We start from the raw sequence: 26,557 nt of genomic DNA on the forward strand, positions 1-26,557 counted from the left end.
CCGGCCGCAAGAGGAGCCCCCGGCCATACCGTGCCGGACACATGCGGCACGATGTGAGGCATGAGCACGCCACCCCCCGCAGCGCCCCCCGCAGGGACCGCCCCGGCACACACGAACGCCCTGGCCGCCTTCGAGGCCGCGAAGGGCTTCATGCCCGCGGACGAGGGCCTGGCCCTCTACGCCGCCGCCGCCGAGGCCACCACCCGCCTCCCCGGCCTGCCCCTGCTGGAGGTCGGCACGTACTGCGGCCGCTCCACGATCCTGCTGGCCGCCGCCGCCCGCGAAGCGGGAACCGTCGCCGTCACCGTCGACCACCACCGCGGCAGCGAGGAGCAGCAGCCGGGCTGGGAGTACCACGACGCGACGCTCGTCGACCCCGAGGTCGGCCTGATGGACACCCTCCCCACCTTCCGGCGCACCCTGCACGCCGCCGGGCTGGAGGAGCACGTCATCGCCGTGGTGGGCCGCTCCCCGCAGGCCGCCGCCGTGTGGGGGAAGCCGCTCGCCCTGGTCTTCATCGACGGCGGCCACACCGACGAGCACGCGGGCAACGACTACGAGGGCTGGGTGCCGCACCTCGCGCAGGACGGCCTCCTGGTCATCCACGACGTCTTCGCGGACCCGGCCGACGGCGGCCAGGCGCCCTGGCGGATCTACCGGCGCGCGCTGGAGTCCGGCGCCTTCACGGAACTGTCCGTGACCGGTTCGCTGCACGTGCTGCGGCGTACGGGCGCCGGGATCTGAGCCTGCGGATAGCATCGCTGACGTGTTCAAGAGGAAAGGCCGCACCACTGTGGTCGTCGTGGCCGCGCTGGTGCCGGTGTGCGCGGCCGGGTGGCTGGTGTGGGACGCGGCGATCGGCCCGGACAACCCCGGGCGGAACGGCGACCATCCCGGCAAGCGGCTCGGCGCCTCCCGTCCGCACACCTCGGCGGCGCCGTCGGCGCCGTCGGCCGCCGCCAAGCCGCTCGCCGGGAAGGTCGTGGTCCTGGACCCGGGGCACAACACGCGCAACAACCGGCACACCGCCGAGATCAACCGCAAGGTCGACATCGGCACCGCCCGCAAGGAGTGCGACACCACGGGCACCGCGACCAACGCGGGCTATGCCGAGGCCGCGTTCACGCTGGACGTGTCACGCCGCGCCCGGGCGCTGCTCGAGGCGCGCGGGGCCACCGTGAAGCTGACGCACGACGGCGGCCGCGCGTACGGGCCGTGCATCGACGAGCGCGCCCGGATCGGCAACAAGGCGAAGGCCGACGCGGTCGTGTCCGTGCACGGCGACGGCTCGGCGGCCGGGAACCGCGGCTTCCACGTCATCCTGCCCGCCGCCGTGCACCGCGGCATCGCCGACACCCGCGGGATCAGCGCGCCGTCGAAGCTGCTCGGCACCGCCGTCGGACGGCACTTCGCGGCGGAGACCGGCACGCGGCCGTCCAACTACATCGGCGGCGGCACCGGCCTGGACGTCCGCCGCGACCTGGGCGGGCTCAACCTCAGCACCGTCCCCAAGGTGTTGCTCGAGTGCGGCAACATGCGCGACCCCAAGGACGCGGCCCTGATGACCAGCGCGGCCTGGCGGCAGAGGGCCGCGGAGGGCATCGCGGACGGGATCACCGCGTTCCTGGAGGACCGCGAGTGATCGGCCGGTGAGCATTGGGTCCCGATCGTGTCACCGAGGGGCGTACCGGGCTCATCCTCCGGCAACGGCCCTCATACGATGGGGTACCGCCCGGCGACAGCGACAACGAGACGACTGACAAGGACCCCTAGTGAATAACCGCTCCCTCACCCGAGGAGACGGCGCGGTGATCGGCGCGGCGCTGCTGCTGCTGATCGCCTCGTTCCTGACGTTCTACAGTGCCAAGGGCTGCACCGGCGACGAGTGCGGGGTCAGCGCCTGGAAGAGCGAGCTGTTCCCGCTGCTGCCTTCGGTCCATCTCCTGGGCCTGATCGCCGCCGGCCTGTTCGTCGCCTCGCGCTTCCTGCCGGAGAACCGCAAGGTCCTCGGCATCGGCCTGGCCCACTGGGGCGCGGTGCTCTCCGTCGCCGCCGCCTGGGACGCCCTCTGGTCGCTCTTCAACGGCAACGAGGCCACGGAGCTGGGCGCCGGCGCCTACCTCTCCTTCGTCGCCGCCGCGGCTCTCGCCGCCGCCACGCTGCTCACCCTGCAGGGCCTGCCCGCGCTCAAGGCGCCCCTGCTGCCCGCCCCGCGCCCGCAGCAGCCGCAGGTGCAGCCGTACGGCGGCGGCCAGCCCGGTCAGCCGTACCCCGGCGCGCAGCAGCAGGGCGGCTACGGCTACCCGGGGCAGACCGGCGGCCACGGCGTACCGGCCGACCACTCTTCGGGCGGCGGCCAGTACGGCTACCCGCAGGCGCAGCAGCCCCAGCAGCCCCAGCAGCCGTCGCCGGAGTTCGCGGCCTTCTGGTTCGCGGTGCCCGTGGCGCGGCCGCTGTACGCGGAGGACGGCTCCGGGCAGCAGATCGCCGAGCTGACCCCCGGCACCTGGTACCTCGCGGTGGAGCAGCGCGGTGCCGCCCTGGTCGCGCAGACCCAGGACGGCCGGCGCGGCGTCCTGCAGGACGTCAGCGGCATCCAGCGCGGCTGATCCCGGACATCCTTCGCCCCACCGGCGCGGCCGGTGGGGCGAAGTGCTGGGGAACCCGGCGCAGAACGGCTGACGCGCGCGTTCCGCGGGAGCCGTGTCCCGGGCCGTCCGGTCCGGGACACGGCTCCGTCCCTTCCGGGGCGGGCCATGGTTGCCGTACCGTACGCCTGACGGACCGTCAGAGACGGCGGGAGGAGTGCGCATGCGGCTCGGTCTGGCCCTCGGCTACTGGGGGCGCGGCCCCTCCCCCGACCACCTCGCACTGGCCCAGGAGGCCGAGCGGCTCGGCTACGACTCGGTGTGGACGGCCGAGGCCTGGGGCTCCGACGTGTTCACCCCGCTCACCTGGATCGCCGCGCACACCAGCCGGATCCGGCTCGGGACGGGCATCGCCCAGATGGCGGCCCGCTCCCCCACCGCCACCGCGATGCACGCGCTGACCCTGGACCACCTCTCCGGCGGCCGGGTCGTGCTGGGGCTCGGCCTGTCGGGGCCGCAGGTGGTGGAGGGCTGGTACGGCAGGCCCTTCCCGCGCAGTCCGCTCACGGCCACCCGCGAATACGTGGACGTCATCCGGCAGGTGCTCCGCCGCGAGGCCCCGGTGGCGCTCGACGGGCGGTTCCATCCGCTGCCGTACGCGGGGCCGGACGCGACCGGCCTCGGCAAGCCGCTCAAGCCGATCACGCATCCGCTCCGCCCCGACCTGCCGATCCTGCTGGGCGCCGAGGGCCCGAAGAACATCGCCCAGACGACCCGCATCGCCGACGGCTGGCTGCCGCTGTACTGGTCGCCGTTCCGCACCGAGGTGTACGAGGCGTCGCTGGCGGACGCCCCCAAGGACTTCATGATCGCCCCGATGGCGCGGGCCCACCTGTGCGACGACCCGGCCGACGGGCTGCTGCCGGTGAAGGCGATGCTCGGCTTCTACATCGGCGGCATGGGCGCGGCCTCCCGCAACTTCCACGCCGACCTGATGGCCCGGATGGGGTACGGGGAGGAGGCCCGGCGCATCCAGGAGCTGTTCCTGGCCGGGCGGCGCGAGGAGGCGGTGCGGGCGGTGCCGGACGCCTTCGCGGACGAGATCTCGCTGGTCGGCCCGCGGGAGCGGATCGCGGAGCGGCTGGAGGTGTGGCGGTCGGGCCCGGTGACCGACCTGCTGGTCACCGCGCCCGACCCGGCCACCCTGCGGGTGCTGGCCGAGCTCAGCCGCCGCTGAGCTGGGACAGCGAGGGCACCTTGTCGGTGACCTTGGCGCCGGCGTCCTCGCCGGCCGACTTCACCCCGGTGATGGTGTCCTGGAAGGTGCCGACGATGTCGTCCGTACCCTCGCCGCTGCGGAGCTTGTTGGGCAGGTCCTTGAGCGATTCGATGCCCGCGGTCAGGGGGGCCATCAGTTTGGCGAGGGTCGGGTCGCCCTTGGCGTTCTCGGAGGCGGCCTTGAGCCGGTTGTAGGCGAAGGCACCGGCCAGGCCCGCCTTCACCAGGGCCAGCTTGCGGCCGTCCGCCTCCTTCTTGAACTTGCCGGCGCGGTAGGGCTTGACGATCCACTGGTAGGTCGCCCCGGCGGCCAGCCCGACGTTGGCGACGAAGCGCGTCTTGGCGAGCTTCTGCTTCTCCACCGAGGAGGTGGGACTCGCGGTGCCGCCACTGCCCGCGTCCCCGGAGTCGCCGCCGCAGGCGGGGACGAGCAGGAGCACTCCGGACAGCAGGAGGGCGGTCAGGGCGCGGCGCAAGGGCATGACGGTCTCTCCCGGGGGGATGCGGTGCGTGATCGCATCCTCGCCCGGGCTCCGCGGACCGGCCACCGCAGCGGAGCCGTACGGGGCGTCAGGCGGGCTCGGCGAGGCCGCGTTTCATTCCGCCGATCGGGGCAAGACGGCAGGTATGTCCAGACGTTATCGCGGCAATCTGGCGGCCACGATCATCATGGTGGCCGCGGACGTGGCGGCATTCATCCTGATCCTGTGGATCGTGCTGTGGATGCTCGACGCCAACCGGGCGAACGACCTCGTGGAGTGGATCCACGACATGGCCTCCTGGCTCGGTGGCTGGGCCCACGACATCTTCTCCACCTCATCCGATTGGGCGCGCACCCTGCTGAACTACGGCCTGCCGGCGGCGGTCTACCTGGTCGTCGGCCACGCCGTGGCGGGCCGCGTCAACCGGGCCTGACGCCCGCTCACCGGCCGGCGCAGCACCCCGCCGCCTCGGGCGCCAGCCCGAGCGGCAGCCGGTCGCCCCCGAAGACGGCCGTCGTCGCCTCGTCCCCGCCCAGGGCGGCGACGGCGAGCAGCAGGGCCCCGGCGGTCCAGGTCGTGCACTCCCGGGGCCACACCGCAGGGCCGGTCCCGGCCTGCGGGTCGCCCTCGAAAACGTATCCGGTCCAGTACATGCCGTCCTCGGCGCGCAGGTGCCGGATCGCGGCGAGGATCTCCACCGCGCGGTCGGACTCGCCCATCGCCCACAGGGCGAGGGCGAGTTCGGCGCTCTCGCCGCCGGTGACCCAGGGGTTCGGCACCACGCAGCGCACCCCGAGGCCCGGCACGACGAACTCGTCCCAGCGGGACTGGACGCGCTCCCGGGCGGCCTCGCCGCGCAGCACCCCGCCGAGGACCGGGTAGTACCAGTCCATGGAGTAGCGGTTCTTGTCCAGGAACCGCTCCGGGTGGTGGGCGATGGCGTGCCCGAGCGCGCCGGTGGCCAGCTCCCAGTCGGGCTGCGGGTCCTCGCGGTGCTCGGCGACGGCCAGGGCGCAGCGCAGCGCCTGGTACATCGACGAGCAGCCGGTCAGCAGCGCCTCCTGCGGGTACGTGCCGTCCTCCTCGCGCTTCCAGGCGATCTGCCCGCCGGGCAGCTGGAGTTCCAGGACGTACTCGACGGCCGCGTACAACACCGGCCACATGCGTTCCAGGAAGGCGTCGTCGCCGGTGGAGAGGTAGTGGTGCCACACGCCGACGGCGATGTAGGCGCAGAAGTTGCTCTCCCGGCCCAGGTCCGTGGGCTCGCCCTCGGCGCCGTCGGCGTAGCCGTAGGCGGCGTACCAGGAGCCGTCCGGGTTCTGGCGCCCGGCGAGCCAGGTGTAGGCGGCCTCGGCGCGCTCGTGCTCCCCGGCGGCGTCCAGCGCCATGGCGGCCTCGACGTGGTCCCACGGGTCGAGGTGCCCGCCGTCGAACCACGGTATGGCGCCGTCGGGGCGCTGTACGGCGAGGATCCCGGCGACGGTGTCCGCGGCCTGCTCGGAGGTCAGGACACCCGGCAGGACGAGGTGTTCGGTCCGCCTCACGCGTCGACGCCCGCCTTCGGGGTGTGCGGCTTGGTGGCGTAGGCGACGAAGCTCTTGCCGATCAGCGGGTTGAGCGCGTTCTCGGCGAGCCGGGTGGCCAGCGGCTTCTTCATGATGTCCCAGACCAGCAGCTTGTGGTACAGCTTCACCGGCAGGGCCTTGTCGTTGTCCACGCCGACGGCGCACTTGATCCACCAGTACGGGGAGTGCAGCGCGTGCGCGTGGTGGGTCCCGTACGGGCGCAGGCCCGCCTCGCGGATCCTGCCGAGCAGTTCGTCGGCCCGGTAGATGCGGATGTGGCCGCCCTCGACCTCGTGGTAGGCGTCGGACAGCGTCCAGCAGATCTTCTCCGGCCCGTAGCGCGGCACGGTGATGGCGATCAGCCCGCCCGGCTTGAGCACCCGCACCATCTCGGCGAGCACGCCCTTGTCGTCCGGGATGTGCTCCATGACCTCGGAGATGATGACGCGGTCGAAGCTGTCGTCGGGGAACGGCAGGCTGAGCGCGTCGCCCTCCATGGCGGTGGCCGTCGCGCCGGCCGGTGCCTCCCCGGCCTCCTTCATGGCGGCGAACCACTTGGCGACCTCGCGGATCTCGTCGCCGTTCCGGTCCAGGGCGACCACGTTCGCGCCGCGCCGGTAGCACTCGAAGGCGTGGCGGCCCGCGCCGCAGCCCAGGTCGAGGACCCGGTCGCCCGGGGCGAGCGGGAAGCGGGAGAAGTCGACGGTCAGCACGTGGAGTCTGCTTTCGTCCGGGACGGTGACTGAACGGTGGGCCGCGGATCCCCCGCGGCCGCGATCGCCGCGCGGTAGTGCTCGGCGGTGCCGATGGCGGCCTGCTCCCAGGTGAAGCGGGCCAGTACGCGTTCCCGGCCGGCCCGGCCGAGACGGCGGCGCAGCTCGGAGTCGCGCAGCAGCCGGCCCAGCGCCGCGGCCAGTGCGCCGGCGTCGCCCGGCGGCACCGCGAGGCAGGTCTCGCCGTCGGGGCCGGCGACCTCGGGAATGGCACCGCCGGTGGTGGCGACCAGCGGGGTCCCGGTGGCCATCGCCTCGGCGGCCGGCAGCGAGAAGCCCTCGTACAGCGACGGCACGCACGCGACCTGGGCGCTGCGCACCAGGTCGACCAGCTCCGCGTCGCTGATGCCCTTGACGAAGTCGATCGCGCCGCCGAGCCCGTACCGCTCGATGGCGGCGGCCACCGGGCCGTCGTCGGCCCGCTTGCCGACCACGACGAGGTGGGCGTCGGGCTGCTCGGTACGGAGCTTCGCGAGCGCCTCGACGAGGTGGACCAGGCCCTTGAGCGGCACGTCGGCACTGGAGGTGGTGACGATCCGCCCCGGCACCTCGGGCACCGACGGGTCGGGCGAGAACAGGCGCGTGTCGGCCCCGATGTGGACGACGTGCACGCGGTCGTCACGGACCCCGAGGTGGTCGACGATCTCCTGGCGGGAACTGCCGGAGACGGTGAGCACGGAGGGCAGCCGGCGCGAGACCCGCCTCTGCATCCGGGTGAAGCCGTACCAGCGGCGGACCGACGCCCGCCGCTTCCACCCGTCGGCGGCGTCCAGTTCGAGCCGCCGGTCCACGGTGATGGGGTGGTGGATGGTCGTCACCAGCGGCGCGCCGAGCGCGCGGGGACCGCCGAGGAGCCCGTAGCCGAGGGTCTGGTTGTCGTGGATGACGTCGAAGGCCCCGCGCCGCGCGGCCAGATGGCGGCGCGCGCGGAGGCTGAAGGTCAGCGGCTCCGGGAAGCCGCCGGTCCACATGGTGGCGACCTCCAGGGCGTCCACCCAGTCGCGGTACTCGTCGCGCTTCGGGGTGCGGAACGGATCCGGCTGGCGGTAGAGGTCGAGGCTCGACAGCTCGGTCAGGCGTACGCCCTCACCGACCGCGTCCAGCACGGGGTAGGGCTGGGCCCCGATCACCTCGACGCTGTGGCCGAGCCGGGCGAGTTCCCTGGACAGATGGCGGATGTAGACGCCCTGGCCCCCGCAGAACGGGTTCCCCTTGTACGTCAGCAGCGCGATCCGGAGCGGCCTGGCCTCTGCGGTCACTCACGGCCCCCTTCTCACTGCACTTCAGCCGGAGCGTAGCCGCCCGTGCCTTGCTAGAACAAGTTTCAGAATCGGTTACCCGGGAGTTGGCCCGGGAGCATGAAGATACCTGTCCCCGTGCGGCCCGCCCTGGCCGGTCCGGGTGATTCCCGCCACGCCTCGCTGCGCGGGGCGCGGTTGTCGTGTGCGGGTGCGTTGTGGTTGATGCGGGGGGTATCCCCGCCCGCCCGCCCGATTGCCCGGCGCGGTCAGGCACCGCCTCGCGCGTGTGTGGGTGGGCCGGGTGCGGGGCCTCCGGGGCTGGCCATTCTGGACGCATATTTACGTGCATGGCGGGCACTTTCTTTTGTCGTCCCGGGTGCCGCACACAAATACGCCCAGTGTCCAGAACGCCCACCCCTACGACCCCGCCCCCTACGTCTCGTAGCGCGCCTGATCCCCGGAGGAGGGGTAGGGAGGCGGTCCGGGGTCACCGCAAGCACCCAACTCACCCCCACCGGGCCGACTGGCCCCATGCGGGCACCCCCTCCAGCGGTAGCTGGGGAAGGGCGGGGTGAGGAAGCGGTTCGGGGTTGCTGCGAGTGCCCAACCGAACCCCCTCCGGCCGTCGTGCGCCCCAACCGACCGGAGGGGGTGTGGCGGGGTGCTCCCCCTGGCCGAAGGCTGGGGGAGCACGAGCGGCGGACCCAGCGCGGAATGATGTGAGGGTAAACCGCGAGCGTTGGTGGGGGTCCCCCCGGCCGAAGGCTGGGGGCGTGCGCCGGCGCGGCACCGACCCCCGGCACACGGTGCGCGGCCCGCACCGACCGCGCCGGATGGGGGCACCCCCGGCCGAAGGCTGGGGGAGGGAGGGCGGGCGGGGGACAGCCCGCCGCAGGCGCGACGAACCCGCACACGAGCACCGGGCCGAACGAACCCAGGCCCACAACCAGGCACCGCAGTACGCTGGGGGACGGTTCCGCACGGCGCACAGATTCGGATTGGGACAGATGACCGCAGCTCCTCAGCCGTCCCCGGTGCCGCTGACCGAACGTCAGGAAGCCCGCCGCCGCCGCATCCTGCGCGCCAGCGCCGAGCTCGCCGTCCGGGGCGGCTTCGACGCCGTCCAGATGCGCGAGGTCGCCGAGCAGTCGCACGTCGCGCTCGGCACGCTGTACCGCTACTTCCCCTCGAAGATCCATCTTCTCGTCGCCACGATGCGGGACCAGCTGGAGCACCTCCACGAGGCCCTCCGCAAGCGCCCGCCCTCGGCCACCGCGCCCGCGGACCGCGTGGCGGAGACGCTGATGCGCGCCTTCCGCGCGATGCAGCGCGAGCCGCACCTCGCGGACGCGATGGTTCGGGCGCTGACCTTCGCCGACCGTTCCGTCAGCCCGGAGGTGGACGCCGTGTCGCGGCTGACGACCGCGATCATCCTGGACGCGATGCGGCTGGACGGACCGCCGGGGCCCGAGCTGCTCTCGGCGGTCCGCGTCATCGAGCACACCTGGCATTCCGCCCTGGTCACCTGGCTGTCCGGGCGTGCCTCGATCGCCCAGGTGAAGATCGACATCGAGACCGTCTGCCGGCTCATCGACCTCACCGACCCCCGACGGGCCGGGGCCGCGGGGACGGCCGGGGCCGCCGGGGCCGCCGGGGCCTGAACGTCCGCCCCGCACCGCGGTCGCGGTCACTCCTCGGGCGGGAAGACCGCCTCCCCGGAGTCGGCCAGCGTGATGCTGATCGCCTCCACCGGGCAGCCCTCCGCCGCCGACAGCAACGCCTCCGCGGCGTCGGTGTCGGGGACCGCGGGATGGGACTGCCGGGCGGAGTCGAGGGTGAAGCCGCCCGGGGCGGAGTTCACGCACATGCCCGAGCCGATGCACACGCCCCGGTCGACCTCGATGTGCCACCGGTCCCCCACGGGGTCAGCCCTCCCAGCCCGCGGGCAGGTGGATCATCTTGTGCTCCAGGTACTCGCCCAGCCCCTCGGGGCCGAACTCCCGCCCGAGCCCGGAGTTCTTGTAGCCGCCGAAGGGGCCGAGCATGTCGAGGCTGAAGGTGTTGACGTTGAAGGTGCCGGTGCGCACCCGGCGCGCGATGTCGATGCCGTGCTCGACGTCGCCGGTCCACACGCTGCCGGACAGGCCGTAGTCGGAGTCGTTGGCGATGCGGACGGCCTCGGCCTCGTCCTCGTACGGCAGCAGGCAGATGACCGGGCCGAAGATCTCCTCGCGGGCGATCCGCATGGAGTTGGACACGTCGCCGAAGAGGGTGGGCTCGACGTACCAGCCGGTGGGCTGCGCCTGCGGGCGGCCGCCGCCGGTGAGGACCTTGGCCCCCTCCTGCTGGCCGAGGGCGATGTAGTCCAGGGAGCGCTGCTGCTGGCGGCGGGCGACCAGCGGGCCGACCTGCGTGGCGGGGTCGAGGGGGTCGCCGACGACGAGCGCGGAGGCGGCGGCCGCGAGGCGCTCGGAGGTCTCGTCGTAGCGCGAGCGCGGGGCGAGGATGCGGGTCTGGGCGACGCAGGCCTGGCCGTTGTTCATCCAGGCGGCCGAGACGATGCCGGGTACGGCGGTGTCCAGGTCGGCGTCGGGCAGGACCAGCGCGGCGGACTTGCCGCCGAGTTCCAGCGTCACGCGGGTGAGGTTGCGGGAGGCGACCTCCATGACGCGCTTGCCGGCCGCGACCGACCCGGTGAAGGAGACCTTGTCGACGCCGGGGTGGCCGACCAGGTACTCGCTGACCTCGCGGTCGGCGGGCAGGATCGACAGCACGCCCTCGGGCAGCCCCGCCTCGGCGGCGATCTCGCCGAGCACGTAGGCGTCGAGCGGCGACTCCGGTGACGGCTTGAGGATCACGGAGCATCCGGCGAGCAGCGCGGGGGCGAGCTTGGCGGCGGCGGTGAACTGCGGGACGTTCCACGGCACGACGGCCGCGACGACGCCGGCGGGCTCACGGCGTACGAGGATCGGGCCGAGCACTCCGGCGCGCCGTTCCTCCCAGGTGAAGTCGCGCGCGACGGTGATCGCGGCGTCCCACACCATCATCGCGCCGAGCGCCTGCGCGAGCACGCTCCAGGAGTAGGGCGAGCCGTTCTGGGAGCTGATGACGCGGGCGATCTCGTCGTGGCGCACGGCGATCGCGTCCTTGATGCGTGTGACGACCGCGATGCGCTCGTCGAGGGTGGCGCGCGGCCACGGGCCCTCGTCGAAGGCCCGGCGGGCGGCGGCCACCGCCCGGTCGACGTCCTCGCGGGAGGCGTGCGGCACCCGCGCGAAGACCTGCTCGGTGTGGGGGGAGACGACCTCGATCGTGGCGGTGCCGAGCGGGTCCACCAACTCCCCGCCGATGAAGAGCTGTCCGTGTTCGACGATCCCGTTCCCGTCCATGCCTGTCCCGTCCCGCCTCTGGCTGATGCCTCGTCAGAAAGTGACTCTGCTTCAGAACTGATACCAGTTCTAGTTATGGTGGGCAATGCATGCGACGCTGCGGAGAGGGGACCTCATGGAGCACGGCGACGGCATCTGGAGCATCCCGGTCCCGATCCCCGACAACCCCCTGGGCCACACCCTGGTCTACGTCGTCGACACCGACCGCGGCCCCGTCCTGGTCGACACCGGCTGGGACGACCCGGCCTCCTACGACGCCCTCGCCGACGGTCTCACCGCGCTCGGCACCTCCCCGACCGACATCCACGGCGTCCTCATCACCCACCACCACCCCGACCACCACGGCCTGTCCGGCCGGGTCCGCGAGGCCTCCGGCGCCTGGATCGCCATGCACGCCGCCGACACCGCGATCGTCCGCCGGGCCCGCCGCGCGGAACCGGGGCTCTGGCTGGACTACCTCGCCGCGAAACTCGCCGCCGCCGGCGCCCCCGAGGAACACCTCGCCCCGCTGCGGGCGGTGCGCGCCGAGCGCCGCGCCCGGCCCGTACCGGGCCTGCGGCCCGCCCTCCCCGACCGCGAGATCGTCCCCGGCGAGCGGGTGCCGCTGGCCGGGCGCGCCATCCGCGCGATCTGGACCCCGGGCCACACCCCCGGCCACGTCTGCCTCTTCGAGGAGGACGGACGCCGCCTCTTCTCCGGCGACCACCTGCTGCCCGGGATCTCACCCCACATCGGCCTGTACGAGGACCCCGACGACGCGACCGTCGGCGACCCCCTGGGCGACTACCTCGACTCCCTGGAACGCGTCGCCCGGCTCGACCCCGCCGAGGTGCTGCCCGCCCACAAGCACCCCTTCACCGACGCCGGCGCCCGCGTGCGCGAGCTGCTGGACCACCACGCCGACCGCCTCGCATCGCTCCGCGCCCTGATCGCCGAGGCCCCGCGCACCCCGTGGCAGCTGGCCGAGGCCATGCAGTGGAACCGCCCCTGGGAGCAGATCCCCTTCCCCTCCCGGAACATCGCCGTCGCCGAGGCCGAGGCGCACCTGCGCCGCCTGGTCAAGCTCGGGCACGCCGAGCCCGTCCCGGGATCGGACCCGGTCGCCTACACCGCGGTGTGAGCCCGCGCGGACAGGCGGGGTGGAGCAAGGAGCGGGTCGAACGCCGAGCCCGGCGAGGCGGAGAAGGGAGACGCGGCGGTGGGGACACCTCCCGGGCCCGAAGGGCCGCGGGGGACCGCGGCGACCGACGACAACGCCGCCGGGCGAGAGCCGTCGGCACACGACCGCCACCCCGCCTGTCCGCACGGCCTCGCAGGTGGCCGTGGAGCCGCCGGTGTGAGCCAGACCGCACACGGCCGGGCACGGCACGGCGCGCGGTCCCGGCTAAGGTGTGGTCGACACACCAAGTCCAATCACGTCCGAGTGGGGGAAGCCGGTGCGAATCCGGCGCTGACCCGCAACCGTGAGCCGTCCCCGTCCGGGGAGGGCCCAGCCGGAGCACCCGCGCGGACGGGAGCGGCTCTTCCGTCGAGGTACACGGAGCCGGAGCCCGGTGCCGTGACCGCGCGCCCGCATCCGTCTGCGCGACCGCTCACCCGAAAGGCACCACCCGATGCACCTGCGCCGCACCGCCGCGGCCGCCCTGGCCGCCTTCAGCACGCTCCTCATAGCCGCGTCGCCCTCGCCGTCGCCCGCGGCGGCACCCGCCGCGCTGTACGGGGACGGCGACCCCACGTACGACGGCGTCTGGCGCCAGTCGTACGCGCTGCTGGCACTCCACGCGGCCGACACGGACCCGGCCGGGGACGCGGTGGAGTGGCTCGCCAAGCAGCAGTGCGCGGACGGCGGCTTCGCCTCCTACCGTCCCGACCCGACGGTGCCGTGCGACCCGAAGACCGAGGACACCAACGCCACCGGCATCGCCGTGCAGGCGCTCGCCGCCCACGGGCAGGACTTCGCCGTCAAGCGCGCCGCCGACTGGCTGGCCAAGGTGCAGAACCGCGACGGCGGCTGGTCCTACAACCCCGGCGGCGCCTCCGACGCCGACTCCACGGCCGTCGTCATCGGCGGCCTCAAGGCCGCGAAGACCGACGTCAAGTCCGTGACCACCGACGGCCAGTCGCCCTACGACGCGCTGCGCTCCCTCCAACTGGCCTGCGGCAAGAAGGACGGCGGCGCCTTCGCCTACCAGCCCGACCCCAAGTCCGGGGCCCTCGCGGCCAACGCCAAGGCCACCGCGGACGCCGTGCGCGGCGCCGAAGGCGCGGGCTTCGTGGTCGAGGCCCCCGGCCGCGACACCCCGGTGCGCGACGAGTGCGGCGGCGGAGCCTCCGACGCGGGCGCCGCCTGGCTCGCCCGTCAGCTCACCGCGGGCGGCAGCCACTTCGACGCCGTCACCCCGGGCTCCGACCAGAAGAACCCCGACTTCGGCACCACCGCCGACGCCGTCGTCGCCCTCGCCGCCGGCGGGCACCTCGACGCCGCCAAGGGCGGCTACAAATGGCTCGCCGCCAACTCCGACGCCTGGGCCAAGGACAACCCCACCGCCCTCGCCCAGCTCGCCCTCGCCGCGTACGCCACCGGCAACCCCATGCGGGACCACATCACGCGGCTCAGCGCCCTCGGCCCGGTCGCGCAGCAGAAGCCCGAGTCCTCGGGCGGCAGTTCGGTGTGGTGGATCGTCGGCGCCTGCCTGGTCGCCGGCATCGGCATCGGGGTGCTGCTCGCCGGCCGGAAGCACCGGCTGTGAGGCGGCCGCCCCTCACGGCGGCGGCACTCCTGACAGCCCTGCTGGCCGCCCTCGTCGCGACACCCGCGCAGGCGGCCAGCTACCGGTACTGGTCGTTCTGGCAGCGTGACACGGCCACCGGCGACTGGACGTACGCCCAGACCGGCCCCGCCCTCAGCCGCCCCGCCGACGGCAGCGTCGAGGGCTGGCGCTTCGGCGTCAGCCCCGACGCCGACTCGGCCGCCCGCCCCCGGGGAGCGGCCCGCTTCGCCGCCGTCTGCGACGGGACCCCGGCCCGGCCCGGCACCAAGCGCGTCGCGCTGCTGCTCGACTTCGGCACCGCCGCCGACGCCCCGGCCGCCCGCACCGCCTGCGCCCGCGTCCCCTCCGACGCCACCTCCGCCGACGCCCTGGCCGCCGTCGCGGCCCCGCTGCGCTACAACTCCGCGGGCCTCGTCTGCGCCATCACCGGCTACCCCGCCACGGGCTGCGGCGAGCAGGTCGCCGACGACGCCGCGCCCCCCGCCCCCGCCCCCTCCTCCGGCCCGGCGCTCGGCACGTACGGCGCCGCGGCCGCCGTCCTGGCCGTCGCCGCGGCCGCCGCCTGGCAGGTCCGCCGCCGCCGGAACGACCGCCCATGACCTCCGGTGCGACCCTGGCCCGCCCCCTGCGGGCCCTCGCCCTGTTCCCGCGGCTGCGCCCGCGCACCGGGAACGGCTCGGCCACCCCCGCCGCCCGCAGTACCGGCGCCGACGCACCACCCCGGCCGCGGCGGCGGTCGGTCCTCCCGTCCGGTGACACCCCCGGCGAACCGCGCACGGCCGGCACGACCGCCGCGCAGGTACCGGACACCCCTCCCGACCGCCGGACAGCGATACGGCGCCGCGACGGATCGGCCACCGCGGCCGCCCCCACCACCGAGGGCGCGGCGCCCACCCGTCCGGCCGTCACCCCCCGCAGCGGCGACGCGGCGGACGTACGGGCAACGCCTTCGCCCGCCCCTGGCCACCTCGCCGACGCGACGGCACGCACCCGGCGGGACGACACCCCGGGCGGCACGAACGGCCTCCGCCGCGGCACCGAAGGCGGGGACGGCTCCGGCCGTTTGCGGGCGCTGCTGCGGCGGCCGGAACGCACCGGGCAGGCCGGCGCGGGCGGCCCGCGGGCGGCGGGCCGGGCGCGGGGGCCGCACGCGGGGGCGTGGTGGCTGTGGGCACTGGGGCTCGCGACGGCCGCGTCCCGGACGACGAACCCGGCACTGCTCGCACTGCTGGCCGCCGTCGCCGGGTACGTCGTGGCCGTCTGCCGCGTACCGGACGCGCCCTGGTCGCGGTCGTACGCCGCCTTCCTCCGGCTCGGCCTGCTCGTCCTCGCCATCCGGCTCGTCTTCGCCGTCGTCCTCGGCTCCCCGATCCCCGGCACGCACACCGTGCTGACCCTGCCCGAAGTACCGCTGCCCCACTGGGCGCAGGGCGTACGCCTGGGCGGCCGGGTCACCGCCGAGGGGCTGTGGTTCGCCTTCCGGGAGGGCATGCGGCTGGCCACGCTCCTGGCGTGTCTCGGTGCCGCCAACGCCCTGGCCAACCCCACCCGGCTGCTCAAGTCGCTGCCCGGCGCCCTGTACGAGGCCGGCGTCGCCGTGGTCGTGGCGATGACCTTCGCGCCGCACCTGGTCGCCGACGTCCGGCGGCTGCGGGCGGCGCGCCGGCTGCGGGGCCGCTCGGTCAAGGGCGTACGGGCGCTGCTGCAGGTCGGCCTTCCCGTCCTGGAGGGGGCGCTGGAGCGCTCCGTCGCGCTCGCCGCCGCCATGGACGCGCGCGGCTACGGCCGTACCGCCGAAGTGCCGCCCGCCGTACGCCGGACCACCGCCGCGCTCACCCTCGGCGGGCTGCTCGGGCTGTGCGCGGGCACGTACGCGCTGCTGGCCGCCCAGGGCGCCGCGTACGGACTGCCCCTGCTGCTGGCCGGGCTGGCGGCCGCCGTCGCGGGACTGCGCCTGGGCGGGCGGCGCTCCGTCCGCACCCGCTACCGCCCCGACCGCTGGGACGCGACCGCGTGGCTGGTCACCGCCTCGGGTGTGGCCGTCGCCGCGCTGACGATCTGGGCCGCCGCAGCCTCGCCCGCCGGCCTCAACCCGCCGGCGGTACCGCTGACGGCGCCGTCGCTGCCGCTGTGGCCCGCGGCCGCCGCCCTGCTGGGGCTGCTGCCCGCCCATCTGAAGGGAGCCCGCCCGTGATCCGCTTCGAGCAGGTCTCCGTCACCTACGACGGCGCCTCCGCGCCCGCCCTCGCCGGTGTCGACCTGACCGTCCCCGAGGGCGAACTCTGCCTGGTGGTCGGGCCCTCCGGCACCGGCAAGTCGACCCTCCTGGGCACCGTCTCCGGCCTCGTACCGCACTTCACCGGCGGCACCCTCACCGGCCGGGTCACCGTCGCGGGGCACGACACGCGCGGCCACAGACCGCGTGAACTCGCCCATGTCGTCGGCACCGTGGGCCAGGACCCGCTCGCGCACTTCGTCACCGACACCGTCGAGGACGAACTCGCCTACGGCATGGAGTCGATCGGCGTCGCCCCCGACGTGATGCGCCGCCGCGTCGAGGAGACCCTCGACCTGCTCGGCCTCGCCGACCTGCGCGCCCGGCCGATCGGCACCCTGTCCGGCGGGCAGCAACAGCGCGTGGCCATCGGCTCGGTCCTGACCGTCCACCCCCGGGTGCTGGTCCTGGACGAGCCGACCTCCGCCCTCGACCCCGCGGCGGCCGAGGAGGTGCTCGCCGTGCTGCAACGGCTCGTGCACGACCTGGGGACGACGGTGCTGATGGCCGAACACCGCCTGGAACGCGTCGTGCACTACGCCGACCAGGTCGTCCTGCTCCCGGGCGGCGGCGCCGCGCCCGTCGCCGGGACGCCCGCCGAGGTCATGGCCGCCTCCCCCGTGCGTCCCCCGGTCGTCGCCCTCGGCCGCCTCGCCGGCTGGTCCCCGCTGCCGCTGTCCGTACGCGACGCCCGCCGCGCCGCCGCCCCGTTGCGCGAACGCCTCGCCGGCCGCACCCCGCCCGCGCCGCCCGCCGTACCGCCCGGCGAACCCGTCGCCGCCGTCCGCGGGCTCACCGTCCGCCGCGGCCGCGTCGAGGCGCTGCGCGCGGTCGACCTGACCGTACGGCCCGGCGAGACCGTGGCCCTCATGGGCCGCAACGGCGCCGGGAAGTCGACCCTGCTGGCCACCCTCGTCGGCATGCACGCCCCCGCCTCGGGCACCGTGACCGTCGGCGGCCTGGAGCCGTCCCGCACCAGGCCCGCCGACCTCGTCCGCCGCGTCGGCCTCGTCCCCCAGGACCCGCGCGACCTGCTGTACGCGGACACCGTCGCCGCCGAGTGCGCCGCCGCCGACGCCGACGCCCGCGCGACCCCCGGCACCTGCCGCGCCCTGGTCGGCGGCCTGCTGCCCGGCGTCGACGACGACACGCACCCGCGCGACCTGTCCGAGGGCCAGCGGCTCGCGCTCGCGCTCGCCGTCGTGCTGACCGCCCGTCCCCCGCTGATCCTGCTCGACGAACCGACGCGCGGCCTGGACTACGCCGCCAAGGCCCGCCTCGCCGCGCACCTGCGCACGCTCGCCGCGGACGGCCACGCCATCGTCCTCGCCACCCACGACGTCGAACTCGCCGCCGAACTCGCCCACCGCGTCGTCATCCTCGCCGACGGGGACCTCGTCGCGGACGGCCCCACCCCCGAGGTCGTCGTCTCCTCCCCCGCCTTCGCCCCGCAGGTGGCGAAGGTGCTCGGCCCGCTGCCCTGGCTGACCGTCGGCCAGGTCGAGGCGGCCCTGGCGGGGACGGCGTGACCGCCCGTCCGCCGCGCGCCGTCCGGCTGGGCCGGCGGGCCGTCGTCGCGCTGACACTCGTCTCCGCGATCGGCGTCGCCGCCTTCGGCTGGCCGCTGCTGGCCGACCCCGGGTCGGGCCTCGCCCACAGCGAGGACGCGCCCTGGCTGTTCGCCGCGCTGCTGCCGCTGCTGATCGCCGTCGTCATGGCGACCGTCGCCGACGACGAGGACGGCCTGAGCGCCAAGTCGGTCGCCATGCTCGGCGTGCTGGCCGCCGCGGGCGCCGCCCTGCGCCCCCTCGGCGGCGGCACGGCCGGCATCGAGCCCATGTTCTTCCTCGTCGTCCTCTCCGGCCGGGTCCTCGGCCCCGGCTTCGGCTTCGCCCTCGGCGCGGTGACGATGTTCGCCTCCGCGCTGCTCACCGGCGGCGTCGGGCCGTGGATGCCGTTCCAGATGCTCTCCATGGGCTGGGTGGCGCTCGGCGCGGGCCTGCTCCCCGGTTCCGTCCGGCTGCGCGGCCGGGCCGAACTCGCGCTCGTCGCCGCGTACGGGGCCGTGTCCTCGGTCGCGTACGGGACGGTCATGAACCTGCAGGGGTGGCCCTACCTCCGGGAGATGGCCTCCAGCGTCTCCTTCGTCCCCGGCGACCCGCTCCCCGCCAACCTGGGCCGCTTCGTCGCGTACTGCCTGGCCACCTCGCTCGGCTGGGACCTGCCCCGCGCCGTGCTGACCGCGGTCCTGACCCTCACCCTCGGCCCGTTCGTGCTGCGGGCGCTGCGCCGGGCCACCCGGCGCGCCGCGTTCGGCGCGCCAGTGGCGTTCGACGACGGGGGCGCGGGCGGCGCGCCGCCTCCGCCGCGCTGACGGTCGGGCGGCGCGCCCGCGGCACGAACGCGGGGCAGCGGCGGGGCGCGGCGGGGCGCCGGGCGCTCGCTGGTGTGCCGGTGTCGCTGGTGTGCCGGGCGCCGCTGGTGCGCGGCGCTGTTGGTGTGCCCACGCCGCCGGTGTCGCCGTTGGCTGTCGGCGCCGCCCGTATGCCGTGGGTGGCGGCCGTATGCCGTGGGCGGCGGCCGGTCCGGCCCGGGCAGCGCGCCCGCTCGCGCTCGCGGCTCGCGGTGTACGGGCGTACCGGCCCGGCGGCTGCCCGGCCCGCCGGTCGCGGGTGCCGCGGCCTTGCCGCACCGCGTCGCGCATCGCCCCCGCGGGGTGCCGCGTCCGCCGCGCGAAGCGGTGGGGGCACAGCCCGTCCGACGGGCCGGGCGTCCGCGGGGACGGGCAGCCGCCGCGCGAAGCGGCCGGGGCGCAGCCCGTCCGACGGGACGGGCAGCCGCCGCGCGATGTCACCCTGCCCGGCGCCCTCGCCGCGCCCGGGAATGCGGCGGATCCCCGGGCGCATCCCGGGGGTCGTCCGCACGGGGTGGCTCACATCCGCTGGATGATCGTGCCGGTCGCCAGCGCGCCACCGGCGCACATCACGATCAGCGCGAACTCCTTGTCCGCTCGCTCCAGTTCGTGCAGAGCCGTGGTGATCAGGCGCGCCCCGGTGGCGCCCACCGGGTGGCCGAGCGCGATCGCCCCGCCGTTGACGTTGACCTTCTCCAGGTCCTGGTCGAAGACCTGCGCCCAGGACAGCACCACCGAGGCGAAGGCCTCGTTGACCTCGACGAGGTCGATGTCCCCCAGGGTCATGCCCGCCTTGCCGAGCACCGCGCGCGTCGCGTCGATCGGCCCGTCCAGGTGGTAGTGCGTATCGGCGCCGACCAGCGCCTGCGCCACGATCCGGGCCCGCGGCCGCAGCTTCAGCGCCCGCGCCATCCGCTTGGACGCCCACATTACGGCGGCGGCGCCGTCGGAGATCTGCGAGGAGTTCCCGGCGGTGTGCACGGCCGTCGGCATGATCGCCTTCAGCCCGGCGAGCGCCTCCATGCTGGTGTCGCGCAGTCCCTCGTCGTGGTCGACCAGCCGCCACATGCCCTGCCCGGCGAGCTGCTCGTCCTCGGTCGTGGGCACCTGCACGGCGAAGGTCTCCCGCTTGAAGCGCTCCTCCGCCCAGGCCCGCGCGGCCCGCTCCTGCGAGATCAGCCCGAGCCGGTCCACGTGTTCGCGGGTCAGACCGCGGCGCCGCGCGATGCGCTCGGCCGCCTCGAACTGGTTGGGCAGGTCCACGTTCCACTCGTCCGGGAAGGGCTTGCCGGGCCCGTGCTTGGAGCCGCTGCCCAGCGGCACCCGCGACATGGCCTCGACGCCGCAGCCGATGCCGATGTCGATCACCCCGGCCGCGATCATGTTGGCGACCATGTGGTTGGCCTGCTGCGAGGAGCCGCACTGGCAGTCCACGGTCGTCGCGGCGGTCTCGTACGGCAGCCCGCAGGCCAGCCAGGCGGTGCGCGCGGGGTTCATCGACTGCTCGCCGGCGTGGGTGACCGTACCGCCGACGATCTGCTCGACGGCGTCGGGCTGGATTCCGGTGCGGCCGAGCAGTTCGCGGTACGTCTCACCGAGCAGGTAGGCGGGGTGGAGGTTGGCGAGCGCGCCACCGCGCTTGCCGATGGGGGTGCGTACAGCTTCGACGATGACGGGTTCAGCGGCCATGTACCTCGTCCTCTCCTCGGCCGCGGGGCGTCCCGGCGCCCGCGGCAGAACTAGTACGCGTTCTAGTTCCGCCCAGCAGTCTGCTTACCGGCGGTACGCGGGCGCAAGGGTCGTGCACGAGCCGGGCCGATCCGCGCCGTCACGGCTCTTGCCACTTACAGGGCCCGGGGCTACCGTCCACAGGCACATCTGATGGACCGTCAGAGATCGGAGTGCCCGGAACACCGGGAACGCGCCGGCCCGGGAGTCCGGCAGAGCACCCCGGAAGATCCGCAACACCCCGGACCGGAAGGGCCGGAACCAGCCAACGCCCCGCCAGGACCGCCGGGACCGCCGGGACGCCGTACGGACCACGCACGACCCGCCGGAACGCCGGAATGCCGCACGGACGCCCCCGGACCACGAACGGACCACCGGAACGCCACACCGACGCCCCGAACCACGAACGGACCACCCACAGACCACGCACGAACCCCCGAAACCACGAACGAACACCCCGGACCACGCACGGACGACCCGGACCAGGAGCCGCCGATGTCCGCCACGCCGCCGCCCTCCTCCTGCCCCGCCCTCCCCGACGGCTTCGACTTCACCGACCCGGACGTCAACCAGCGGAGCATCCCGCTCCCGGAGTTCGCCGCCCTCCGGCACACCGCGCCCGTCTCCTGGATCCCCCAGCCCCACGGCATCGCCGGCTTCGGCGACGACGGCTACTGGGCCGTCACCCGGCACGCCGACGTCAAGACGGTCTCCACCACCCCGGAGACGTTCTCCTCCCGCACCAACACCGCGATCATCCGCTTCAACGAGCACATGCAGCGCGACCGGATAGACGCCCAGCAGCTGATCATCCTCAACATGGACCCGCCCGAGCACACCCGCCTGCGCCAGATCGTCCAGCGGGGTTTCACCCCGCGGGCCATCCGCGCCCTCGAGGACGCCCTGCGCAGGCGCGCCGAGCGGATCGTCGCCGAGGCCGCCGACCGCGGCACCGGCGACTTCGTCACCGACATCGCCTGCGAACTGCCCCTCCAGGCCATCGCCGAACTCATCGGCGTCCCCCAGGAGGACCGCAGCAAGATCTTCGACTGGTCCAACAAGATGATCGGATACGACGACCCCGAGCTCGCCATCACCGAGGAGATAGGCACCGAGTCCTCCATCGAGCTCATCTCCTACGCGATGAACATGGCCACCGAGCGCAAGGCCTGCCCCGCCCACGACATCGTCACCAAGCTCGTCGCCGCCGAGGACGAGGGCAACCTCACCACCGACGAGTTCGGCTTCTTCGTCCTCGTCCTGGCCGTAGCCGGCAACGAGACCACGCGCAACGCCATCACCCACGGCATGCACGCCTTCCTCACCCACCCCGAGCAGTGGGACCTCTTCCGCGCCGAGCGCCCCCGCACCGCCGCCGACGAGATCGTCCGCTGGGCCACCCCGGTCACCTCGTTCCAGCGAACCGCCACACACGACACGGAGCTGGGCGGAGCCAAGATCCGGGAGGGCGACCGCGTCGGCATCTTCTACGCCTCCGCCAACCACGACCCCGAGGTCTTCACGGCCGCCGACGCCTTCGACATCACCCGCGACCCCAACCCCCACCTCGGCTTCGGCGGCGGCGGCCCCCACTTCTGCCTCGGCGCGAGCCTCGCCCGCCTCGAGATCGACCTCATCTTCAACGCCATCGCCGACACCCTCCCCGCCATCCGCCTCGCCGGCGAGCCCCGCCGCCTGCGCTCCCCCTGGCTGAACGGCGTCAAGGAACTCCGCGTGACCTACACCTGACCGTGAGCGTACGTTTGCCGGGCGCGGGGTATCGCAGGGTAGGGTGTGTTTTCGCGTGTCCAGCGGGCGTGTAGCTCAGCGGTAGAGCGCTGCCCTTACAAGGCAGATGTCGGCGGTTCGAAACCGTCCACGCCCACCAGCCCCAGCGCATGGCGAAGGCCCAGGTCATCCGGTGTGAGTCCGGAAGCCTGGGCCTTTTTCATCGGCCGCCCATGAGGGCCGCCGTGCCATTCACGTGCCAGACGGATCCCCGGCGTCCAGCCCCTTCACCCGCCGGATCTGGTCGTCCACGTGCCCGGCCATCGGCGGATCACCGGTCCCGGCGTGTGCGCTTGCCCACCCGTCCCAGGAGGCCGCGGCGGGCGGGCCCAGTGAAGGGTGGGAGCTCCGCGAAGCCGGGTTCGGCGCCCAGGGTCCCGGCCAGGTGGGCGAGCGCCGTCCGTACCCGGGTGAGCGGGTGGCCGGGGAAGCGCGCGTCGTACTCCTGGGCGTCGGCGCGGTGGAAGGGGAGCCCGCCGCGCAGCCCGGGCGCGTAGGGATGCTCCAGGAAGTACTGCTCGGGCCCGAGTTCGGCGAGCACCATGGCCTCACGCATCCCTGTGACGCCGTCTTCAAAGGCCTGCACCTTGACCACCGCGCTGCAGGCCGCGCGCGGCAGGGTGTAAGTACCCAGGAACGCCTGGCCTCTCGGCCGGTCCGGCAGCGGCACTTTGAGTACCTGGCGCAGCGCAGGCAGTCCGGCGACCCGGACGACGTCGGCCTCGATGAGACCGCCGCCCGCGTCGGCCGTGAAGCGGGCGAGTGCCTGCCGCAGCCGGTCCGGCTCCTCCAGAGGCGCGGGTATGTCCGGAGGCAGGTCGAAGAAGTGCAGGCTGATCACGTCGCCGTGGTCATCGGTCCAGGCGTGGTCGGCGACCTGCCGGTAGCCCGGCAGGTCCGCACCGTCGAGTGGTCCCATGGGCAACGATCATGCCGTAGCGGCGAGTTCGGTGTCACGACGCACCAGAGTCGCATGCCTGCCGTCGAGGGCGATCAGTTGGTCGTGCGTGCCGCGTTCGGTGATCCGCCGTGGTCCATCACTCCGAAAGATCCAGCACCGGAGCGACATCACCGGCGGCTGCCTCATCGCAACCCGACTCACGCCGACGACACCACGCCTACAAACTGAGTAGGCCGGAAAGGGCCTTTTCCGCCGCGCCGGCTTGAGCTGGGATCATCCCCGAGAGGAACGTAGACGGACGCGACGGGCCGCTCCGGGGAGTTCATGATGGCGTTGGCGAAGAAGGGCACCAAGTGCTCCACGGTCGACGGCTGCCGCTACCGATGGGTAGTTGCACCTGATGACGAGCCCGGCCTGGCGATCGTGGTGGAGGATGCCGAAGCCAACGGACAGCGGATGGTGACCTGGGTGGAGCACGGCACGGTGATCACTCCTGCGCTGGTAGCCCATGCGATTCGCCGAGCGCGGGAATTGGGCTGGGTTCCCGGGCGGCGAGGTCCACAGTTCAGCACTCGTCTGCTCGGGGACGAGGCGGCGTGCTGACATCCACAGCCGATACCAACGAGGACGTACGACAGCAGATCAGATCGGCTGCAGGTGGGCTCTGACGCCATCGATTGCCAGTGATGTGAGCAGGCGCGACAAGCCCCCGCTGGAACTCCTAAAGCGGGTGTCACAGGTTCGAATCCTGTCGGCGGCACCAGCGCAACGGCCCCGAACCGACCATGGTCCGGGGCAAAACGTATTGCCGCCCGTGATCCACACGGGGCGCCGACAGCCCGGGGCCCTGAGGGCACACGTGCGCGCGGCGTGTCTGATCGTGCAGGCACGAGCGGGGAACACCGGGGAACTTCGAATCGCCGGTGGCGGCAACGTCGGGTTTGCCGCCAGATTTGCAGCTCAGTCCTATTCGCCGGCCTTGCCGAACACGGCTTTGACCAGACTGGCGTCTCCGGTGTAAACCCTCATGCGCTGCACGTTCCCGTCGGCAAGCGTGAGATCGAATCCCGCAGTGCCCATGAAGAGGTGCTTGTCCGAGGGGGCGATAGTAGTGGTGCCAAGCGGGATCGTCAGCGCATCCTTGCCGGCCCTGGCTTCCCATATGGCGTCCGCGGAATTCGACAGGCGCAACTCACCCCACGGCGTCTTGACCTTGCTGTCCGGCCTGACAAACAGTGCACGTACCCGGAGTTCAACGCCCTGATGGAAGTCGGCCACGTCCTTCGCCGAGCTGACCGGGGCCTTACGGATAGCGGCCACCCAGCGGAAGAGCGGAGGCGTACTGCCAAACGATGATCTAGAGGAGATTGTCACGGGCTGCATGCTCGCACTCCACCTACCTGCTCTACAAGGTGCGTTAGCCACAGGCCTACAGGCCCCATGGCGGATGCCTCAGTCTGTCCGCCGCCCGTGCGGACACCGTCAAGTGAGCCCGGATTGTCGACCCGTCGTGCCACCTGTACGCGACGTCAGTCGGGGAGTCTCGGGGTGACGGCAGCGCTGACAGCAACGAGGGCGAACGACAGCAACTGGCCATAGCCCGCTACGGCGGTGGCGCAACCCTGCCGCCCGGAGCTGCAGGGGGCCTGCCCACATCTTCTAAACGTCTGCTCATCCTTCACGGTTGACATCCCCGAGTGACATCAAAGCCGGCGCATCACCGCGGAGCAGGGCGGCCGGAGACCAACGAGAGGCCGCCGGTGCAGGCCCCTTCTGGCAGTCCGGACGGAGCCCGGCGCGAACTTACAAGTCAGCGCCGATGCCGATGCCGACGCCGAGCCTGAGCCCGCGGCGGGACCTGACGCTGTCTGCTCGTGCCGATGGCAACGGTCGGGTGCGGCGCCGACGGGATTCGAACCCGCGCGCTAGGTAGGGCAAGGACCGCCCGGACCCGCACTGGAGCGTCGTAGGAGGGACCTTCCCCTACGACGATCGCAATCGACCGCTCTGCCACGGCGCCGCAACCTACGGGACCGCGCGATCCCGCTTCGGCGAGCATAGAGGCAGGGGCCCCGACCGCGCGCCGCTACCTCGAACCGACCATGACCACGCCAGCATGGCGGCCTGGTCCGTTCACAAGGCACGACCCGCTACCAGGAAGAGCCCTGAGACTGGGGGCCACACAGCGATGGCCGCGGCGATCTCGAACCTCCCTTCTGACCGCTACGCGCACGGCCCGCGGGCGGAACACGGCAGCGAGTGAGAGACACCAACCCAAGGACGTGCGGCCGGCCAAGTCGCCGCGGGACGGGGAGCGTCCGTGCCGCCCCGTGCCGGAGCGCGCGGCGAACCACGGTCAACGCCGGGCATCGCACCCCCTCTTACACGGGCAGCAGCGGACTGCCCATCCAGGTCACGACGTAGTGGAGCGCGTCGTTCTGGCCCTGAACGCGGTGAATGAAGCCCACGACGAATGCGCCTTCGAGACCGATGAGCGCGAGCAACTCTGCCTCTACATCGACGAGGCCCTCACTGAGCGAGGAATCGACGTCGCGGCCCTGACCGCCAGGCACGGACTTGGGCGGTACGAGCTCACGGACCAGTGGCGGGATTGGTAAGCGAGCCGTCGTCGTGAGAGGTCAGAGTGACCGCGGCCCGTCTCGGTTTCCGTCTCGTTCAGCCCCGCTCACAGCCGTTCAGACGACATCAGGAGCCAGGCGCAGTCCGTGAGCGGGTCGGGCGTGAACGCGGGTGGACGTCACCCACCTGCCGCGACGTCGACTCGCGGATGCGACCATGCCCGCATGCCGCTGCCTTACCCCGACGATCTGGCATCCGTGGTGCTGCGCACCGACTTCAACGACGACGCAGCCTGGGACGCCCTGCGAGAGACGATCGACACCGCACAGGACGGAGTCGCGACATACGTCGACGACCCGCGTTTCGCTGACGTGGGCATCCAGGTCCTGGTCGACGAGGATGCCGCAGCCGAGGACGACGACAAGATCACGTATGTCTTCCTCGCGGATGCCGCCACCATGGCCGATCCGACGCACCCCCTTCTGGCCGTCGACCTCTACGACGAACCGGGCCGGACCTTCCGTGTGCCGGCCGAGTGGTACCCCGAGATCTCCGCCAACCTGAGCATCGCCAACATGGACTTCGCCGACTTCGCCGACTCCACGGACACCACTGGCACGTTCCGCGGCTGGTGACTGCGACCGCCCTGAACAGCCCCAGCACACTCGTGGGCGTGGGTGGTAGCAGCTCAGGCGGTCACCATGTCCTTCGACGGCCCCGAGCGCATCACCGCACTCGGTATCCCTGGCCGGCGCCGCGGTGCGCGCAGACGGTCGGGTCCAGGA

At 73.5% G+C, this 26,557-nt stretch carries 25 protein-coding genes, 2 tRNA genes and 1 riboswitch; of the genes, 16 read left to right on the plus strand and 11 right to left on the minus strand.

The window, feature by feature from the left end; genetic code table 11:
* Positions 1–60 precede the first annotated feature (60 nt).
* From AB0F62_RS27665 to AB0F62_RS27680, 4 genes are all read left to right on the plus strand, one after another.
* The gene (locus tag AB0F62_RS27665; RefSeq protein ID WP_361804709.1) at positions 61–744 is read left to right on the plus strand and encodes a class I SAM-dependent methyltransferase; all 684 of its coding nucleotides are present in this window, start codon (positions 61–63) and stop codon (positions 742–744) included.
* Positions 745–766: 22 nt separating this feature from the next.
* Entirely contained in the window at positions 767–1,642 is an 876-nt protein-coding gene (locus AB0F62_RS27670) for an N-acetylmuramoyl-L-alanine amidase (protein WP_361804712.1), read from the plus strand.
* 130 nt (positions 1,643–1,772) lie between these two features.
* Positions 1,773–2,609: a DUF5336 domain-containing protein gene (locus AB0F62_RS27675; RefSeq protein WP_361804715.1), complete on the plus strand. Its 837-nt coding sequence runs from the start codon at positions 1,773–1,775 to the stop codon at positions 2,607–2,609.
* A 202-nt stretch (positions 2,610–2,811) separates the two neighbouring features.
* Complete coding sequence (locus AB0F62_RS27680; protein ID WP_361804718.1) at positions 2,812–3,825, plus strand: LLM class F420-dependent oxidoreductase; 1,014 nt, start codon at positions 2,812–2,814, stop codon at positions 3,823–3,825.
* Here AB0F62_RS27680 and AB0F62_RS27685 read toward each other — a convergent pair.
* A complete protein-coding gene (locus AB0F62_RS27685) occupies positions 3,812–4,348 on the minus strand; it encodes a hypothetical protein (RefSeq protein ID WP_361804721.1) in 537 nt (178 codons plus the stop codon). The genes AB0F62_RS27680 and AB0F62_RS27685 overlap by 14 nt on opposite strands.
* Positions 4,349–4,493: 145 nt before the next feature.
* Between AB0F62_RS27685 and AB0F62_RS27690 the strand changes: the two genes are divergently transcribed.
* A complete protein-coding gene (locus AB0F62_RS27690; protein ID WP_361804724.1) occupies positions 4,494–4,781 on the plus strand; it encodes a hypothetical protein in 288 nt (95 codons plus the stop codon).
* 7 nt (positions 4,782–4,788) lie between these two features.
* On the opposite strand, the gene AB0F62_RS27695 is transcribed toward AB0F62_RS27690, so the two are convergent.
* The 3 genes from AB0F62_RS27695 to AB0F62_RS27705 are packed head-to-tail and all read right to left on the minus strand — an operon-like array spanning position 4,789 to position 7,945.
* Positions 4,789–5,892 (minus strand): prenyltransferase, encoded by a 1,104-nt coding sequence (locus tag AB0F62_RS27695; protein WP_361804727.1) that lies wholly within the window; start codon positions 5,890–5,892, stop codon positions 4,789–4,791.
* Complete coding sequence (locus AB0F62_RS27700) at positions 5,889–6,626, minus strand: methyltransferase domain-containing protein (RefSeq protein WP_361804730.1); 738 nt, start codon at positions 6,624–6,626, stop codon at positions 5,889–5,891. Before AB0F62_RS27700 ends, AB0F62_RS27695 begins: the two co-directional genes overlap by 4 nt.
* Positions 6,620–7,945 carry a glycosyltransferase family 4 protein gene (locus tag AB0F62_RS27705; RefSeq protein WP_361804733.1) on the minus strand — a complete coding sequence of 442 codons (1,326 nt, stop codon included), beginning with the start codon at positions 7,943–7,945 and terminating at the stop codon, positions 6,620–6,622. The genes AB0F62_RS27700 and AB0F62_RS27705 overlap by 7 nt, the downstream gene beginning before the upstream one ends.
* Positions 7,946–8,934: 989 nt before the next feature.
* On the opposite strand from AB0F62_RS27705, the gene AB0F62_RS27710 reads away from it, so the two are divergent.
* Positions 8,935–9,588 (plus strand): TetR family transcriptional regulator, encoded by a 654-nt coding sequence (locus AB0F62_RS27710; protein ID WP_361804736.1) that lies wholly within the window; start codon positions 8,935–8,937, stop codon positions 9,586–9,588.
* A 26-nt stretch (positions 9,589–9,614) separates the two neighbouring features.
* Here AB0F62_RS27710 and AB0F62_RS27715 read toward each other — a convergent pair whose 3' ends face one another.
* Together AB0F62_RS27715 and AB0F62_RS27720 are read right to left on the minus strand one after the other, a co-directional pair.
* Positions 9,615–9,848 carry a ferredoxin gene (locus tag AB0F62_RS27715; RefSeq protein ID WP_361804738.1) on the minus strand — a complete coding sequence of 78 codons (234 nt, stop codon included), beginning with the start codon at positions 9,846–9,848 and terminating at the stop codon, positions 9,615–9,617.
* A 4-nt stretch (positions 9,849–9,852) separates the two neighbouring features.
* Positions 9,853–11,316 carry an aldehyde dehydrogenase gene (locus tag AB0F62_RS27720; RefSeq protein ID WP_361804741.1) on the minus strand — a complete coding sequence of 488 codons (1,464 nt, stop codon included), beginning with the start codon at positions 11,314–11,316 and terminating at the stop codon, positions 9,853–9,855.
* Between the two features lie 115 nt (positions 11,317–11,431).
* Between AB0F62_RS27720 and AB0F62_RS27725 the strand changes: the two genes are divergently transcribed.
* The 6 genes from AB0F62_RS27725 to AB0F62_RS27750 all read left to right on the plus strand — a co-directional run bounded on the left by AB0F62_RS27725 (position 11,432) and on the right by AB0F62_RS27750 (position 18,736).
* Positions 11,432–12,436 carry an MBL fold metallo-hydrolase gene (locus tag AB0F62_RS27725; RefSeq protein WP_361804744.1) on the plus strand — a complete coding sequence of 335 codons (1,005 nt, stop codon included), beginning with the start codon at positions 11,432–11,434 and terminating at the stop codon, positions 12,434–12,436.
* 278 nt (positions 12,437–12,714) lie between these two features.
* Positions 12,715–12,841: riboswitch (cobalamin riboswitch) on the plus strand.
* A gap of 88 nt (positions 12,842–12,929) precedes the next feature.
* Complete coding sequence (locus AB0F62_RS27730; protein WP_361804747.1) at positions 12,930–14,066, plus strand: prenyltransferase/squalene oxidase repeat-containing protein; 1,137 nt, start codon at positions 12,930–12,932, stop codon at positions 14,064–14,066.
* Positions 14,063–14,686: an SCO2322 family protein gene (locus tag AB0F62_RS27735; RefSeq protein WP_361804750.1), complete on the plus strand. Its 624-nt coding sequence runs from the start codon at positions 14,063–14,065 to the stop codon at positions 14,684–14,686. Before AB0F62_RS27730 ends, AB0F62_RS27735 begins: the two co-directional genes overlap by 4 nt.
* Before the next feature lie 566 nt (positions 14,687–15,252).
* The gene (locus tag AB0F62_RS27740) at positions 15,253–16,281 is read left to right on the plus strand and encodes a CbiQ family ECF transporter T component (protein ID WP_361804801.1); all 1,029 of its coding nucleotides are present in this window, start codon (positions 15,253–15,255) and stop codon (positions 16,279–16,281) included.
* Positions 16,278–17,891, plus strand: a complete 1,614-nt coding sequence (locus AB0F62_RS27745) for an ATP-binding cassette domain-containing protein (RefSeq protein WP_361804753.1) — start codon at positions 16,278–16,280, stop codon at positions 17,889–17,891. The genes AB0F62_RS27740 and AB0F62_RS27745 overlap by 4 nt, the downstream gene beginning before the upstream one ends.
* A complete protein-coding gene (locus AB0F62_RS27750) occupies positions 17,888–18,736 on the plus strand; it encodes an ECF transporter S component (RefSeq protein WP_361804756.1) in 849 nt (282 codons plus the stop codon). The genes AB0F62_RS27745 and AB0F62_RS27750 overlap by 4 nt, the downstream gene beginning before the upstream one ends.
* A gap of 558 nt (positions 18,737–19,294) precedes the next feature.
* Here the strand turns inward: AB0F62_RS27750 and AB0F62_RS27755 are convergent.
* Positions 19,295–20,464, minus strand: a complete 1,170-nt coding sequence (locus AB0F62_RS27755) for a steroid 3-ketoacyl-CoA thiolase (RefSeq protein ID WP_361804759.1) — start codon at positions 20,462–20,464, stop codon at positions 19,295–19,297.
* 534 nt (positions 20,465–20,998) lie between these two features.
* On the opposite strand from AB0F62_RS27755, the gene AB0F62_RS27760 reads away from it, so the two are divergent.
* Positions 20,999–22,252 (plus strand): cytochrome P450, encoded by a 1,254-nt coding sequence (locus AB0F62_RS27760; RefSeq protein ID WP_361804762.1) that lies wholly within the window; start codon positions 20,999–21,001, stop codon positions 22,250–22,252.
* Positions 22,253–22,316: 64 nt separating this feature from the next.
* Positions 22,317–22,391: transfer RNA gene (locus tag AB0F62_RS27765), tRNA-Val, on the plus strand.
* A gap of 171 nt (positions 22,392–22,562) precedes the next feature.
* Here AB0F62_RS27765 and AB0F62_RS27770 read toward each other — a convergent pair.
* Complete coding sequence (locus tag AB0F62_RS27770) at positions 22,563–23,210, minus strand: hypothetical protein (protein WP_361804765.1); 648 nt, start codon at positions 23,208–23,210, stop codon at positions 22,563–22,565.
* A gap of 309 nt (positions 23,211–23,519) precedes the next feature.
* Here AB0F62_RS27770 and AB0F62_RS27775 point away from each other — a divergent pair, with 309 nt between their 5' ends.
* Positions 23,520–23,795 carry a hypothetical protein gene (locus AB0F62_RS27775; protein ID WP_361804768.1) on the plus strand — a complete coding sequence of 92 codons (276 nt, stop codon included), beginning with the start codon at positions 23,520–23,522 and terminating at the stop codon, positions 23,793–23,795.
* Between the two features lie 363 nt (positions 23,796–24,158).
* On the opposite strand, the gene AB0F62_RS27780 is transcribed toward AB0F62_RS27775, so the two are convergent.
* The 3 genes from AB0F62_RS27780 to AB0F62_RS27790 all read right to left on the minus strand — a co-directional run bounded on the left by AB0F62_RS27780 (position 24,159) and on the right by AB0F62_RS27790 (position 25,765).
* Positions 24,159–24,575, minus strand: coding sequence for a hypothetical protein (locus tag AB0F62_RS27780; RefSeq protein WP_361804771.1), 417 nt, complete (start codon positions 24,573–24,575; stop codon positions 24,159–24,161).
* A 514-nt stretch (positions 24,576–25,089) separates the two neighbouring features.
* Positions 25,090–25,212: transfer RNA gene (locus AB0F62_RS27785), tRNA-OTHER, on the minus strand.
* 361 nt (positions 25,213–25,573) lie between these two features.
* Positions 25,574–25,765, minus strand: coding sequence for a hypothetical protein (locus AB0F62_RS27790; RefSeq protein ID WP_361804774.1), 192 nt, complete (start codon positions 25,763–25,765; stop codon positions 25,574–25,576).
* A gap of 231 nt (positions 25,766–25,996) precedes the next feature.
* Here AB0F62_RS27790 and AB0F62_RS27795 point away from each other — a divergent pair, with 231 nt between their 5' ends.
* A complete protein-coding gene (locus AB0F62_RS27795; RefSeq protein ID WP_361804777.1) occupies positions 25,997–26,407 on the plus strand; it encodes a hypothetical protein in 411 nt (136 codons plus the stop codon).
* Positions 26,408–26,557 lie beyond the last annotated feature (150 nt).

Source organism: Streptomyces sp. NPDC026673, assembly GCF_040638135.1.
Taxonomy (GTDB): domain Bacteria; phylum Actinomycetota; class Actinomycetes; order Streptomycetales; family Streptomycetaceae; genus Actinacidiphila.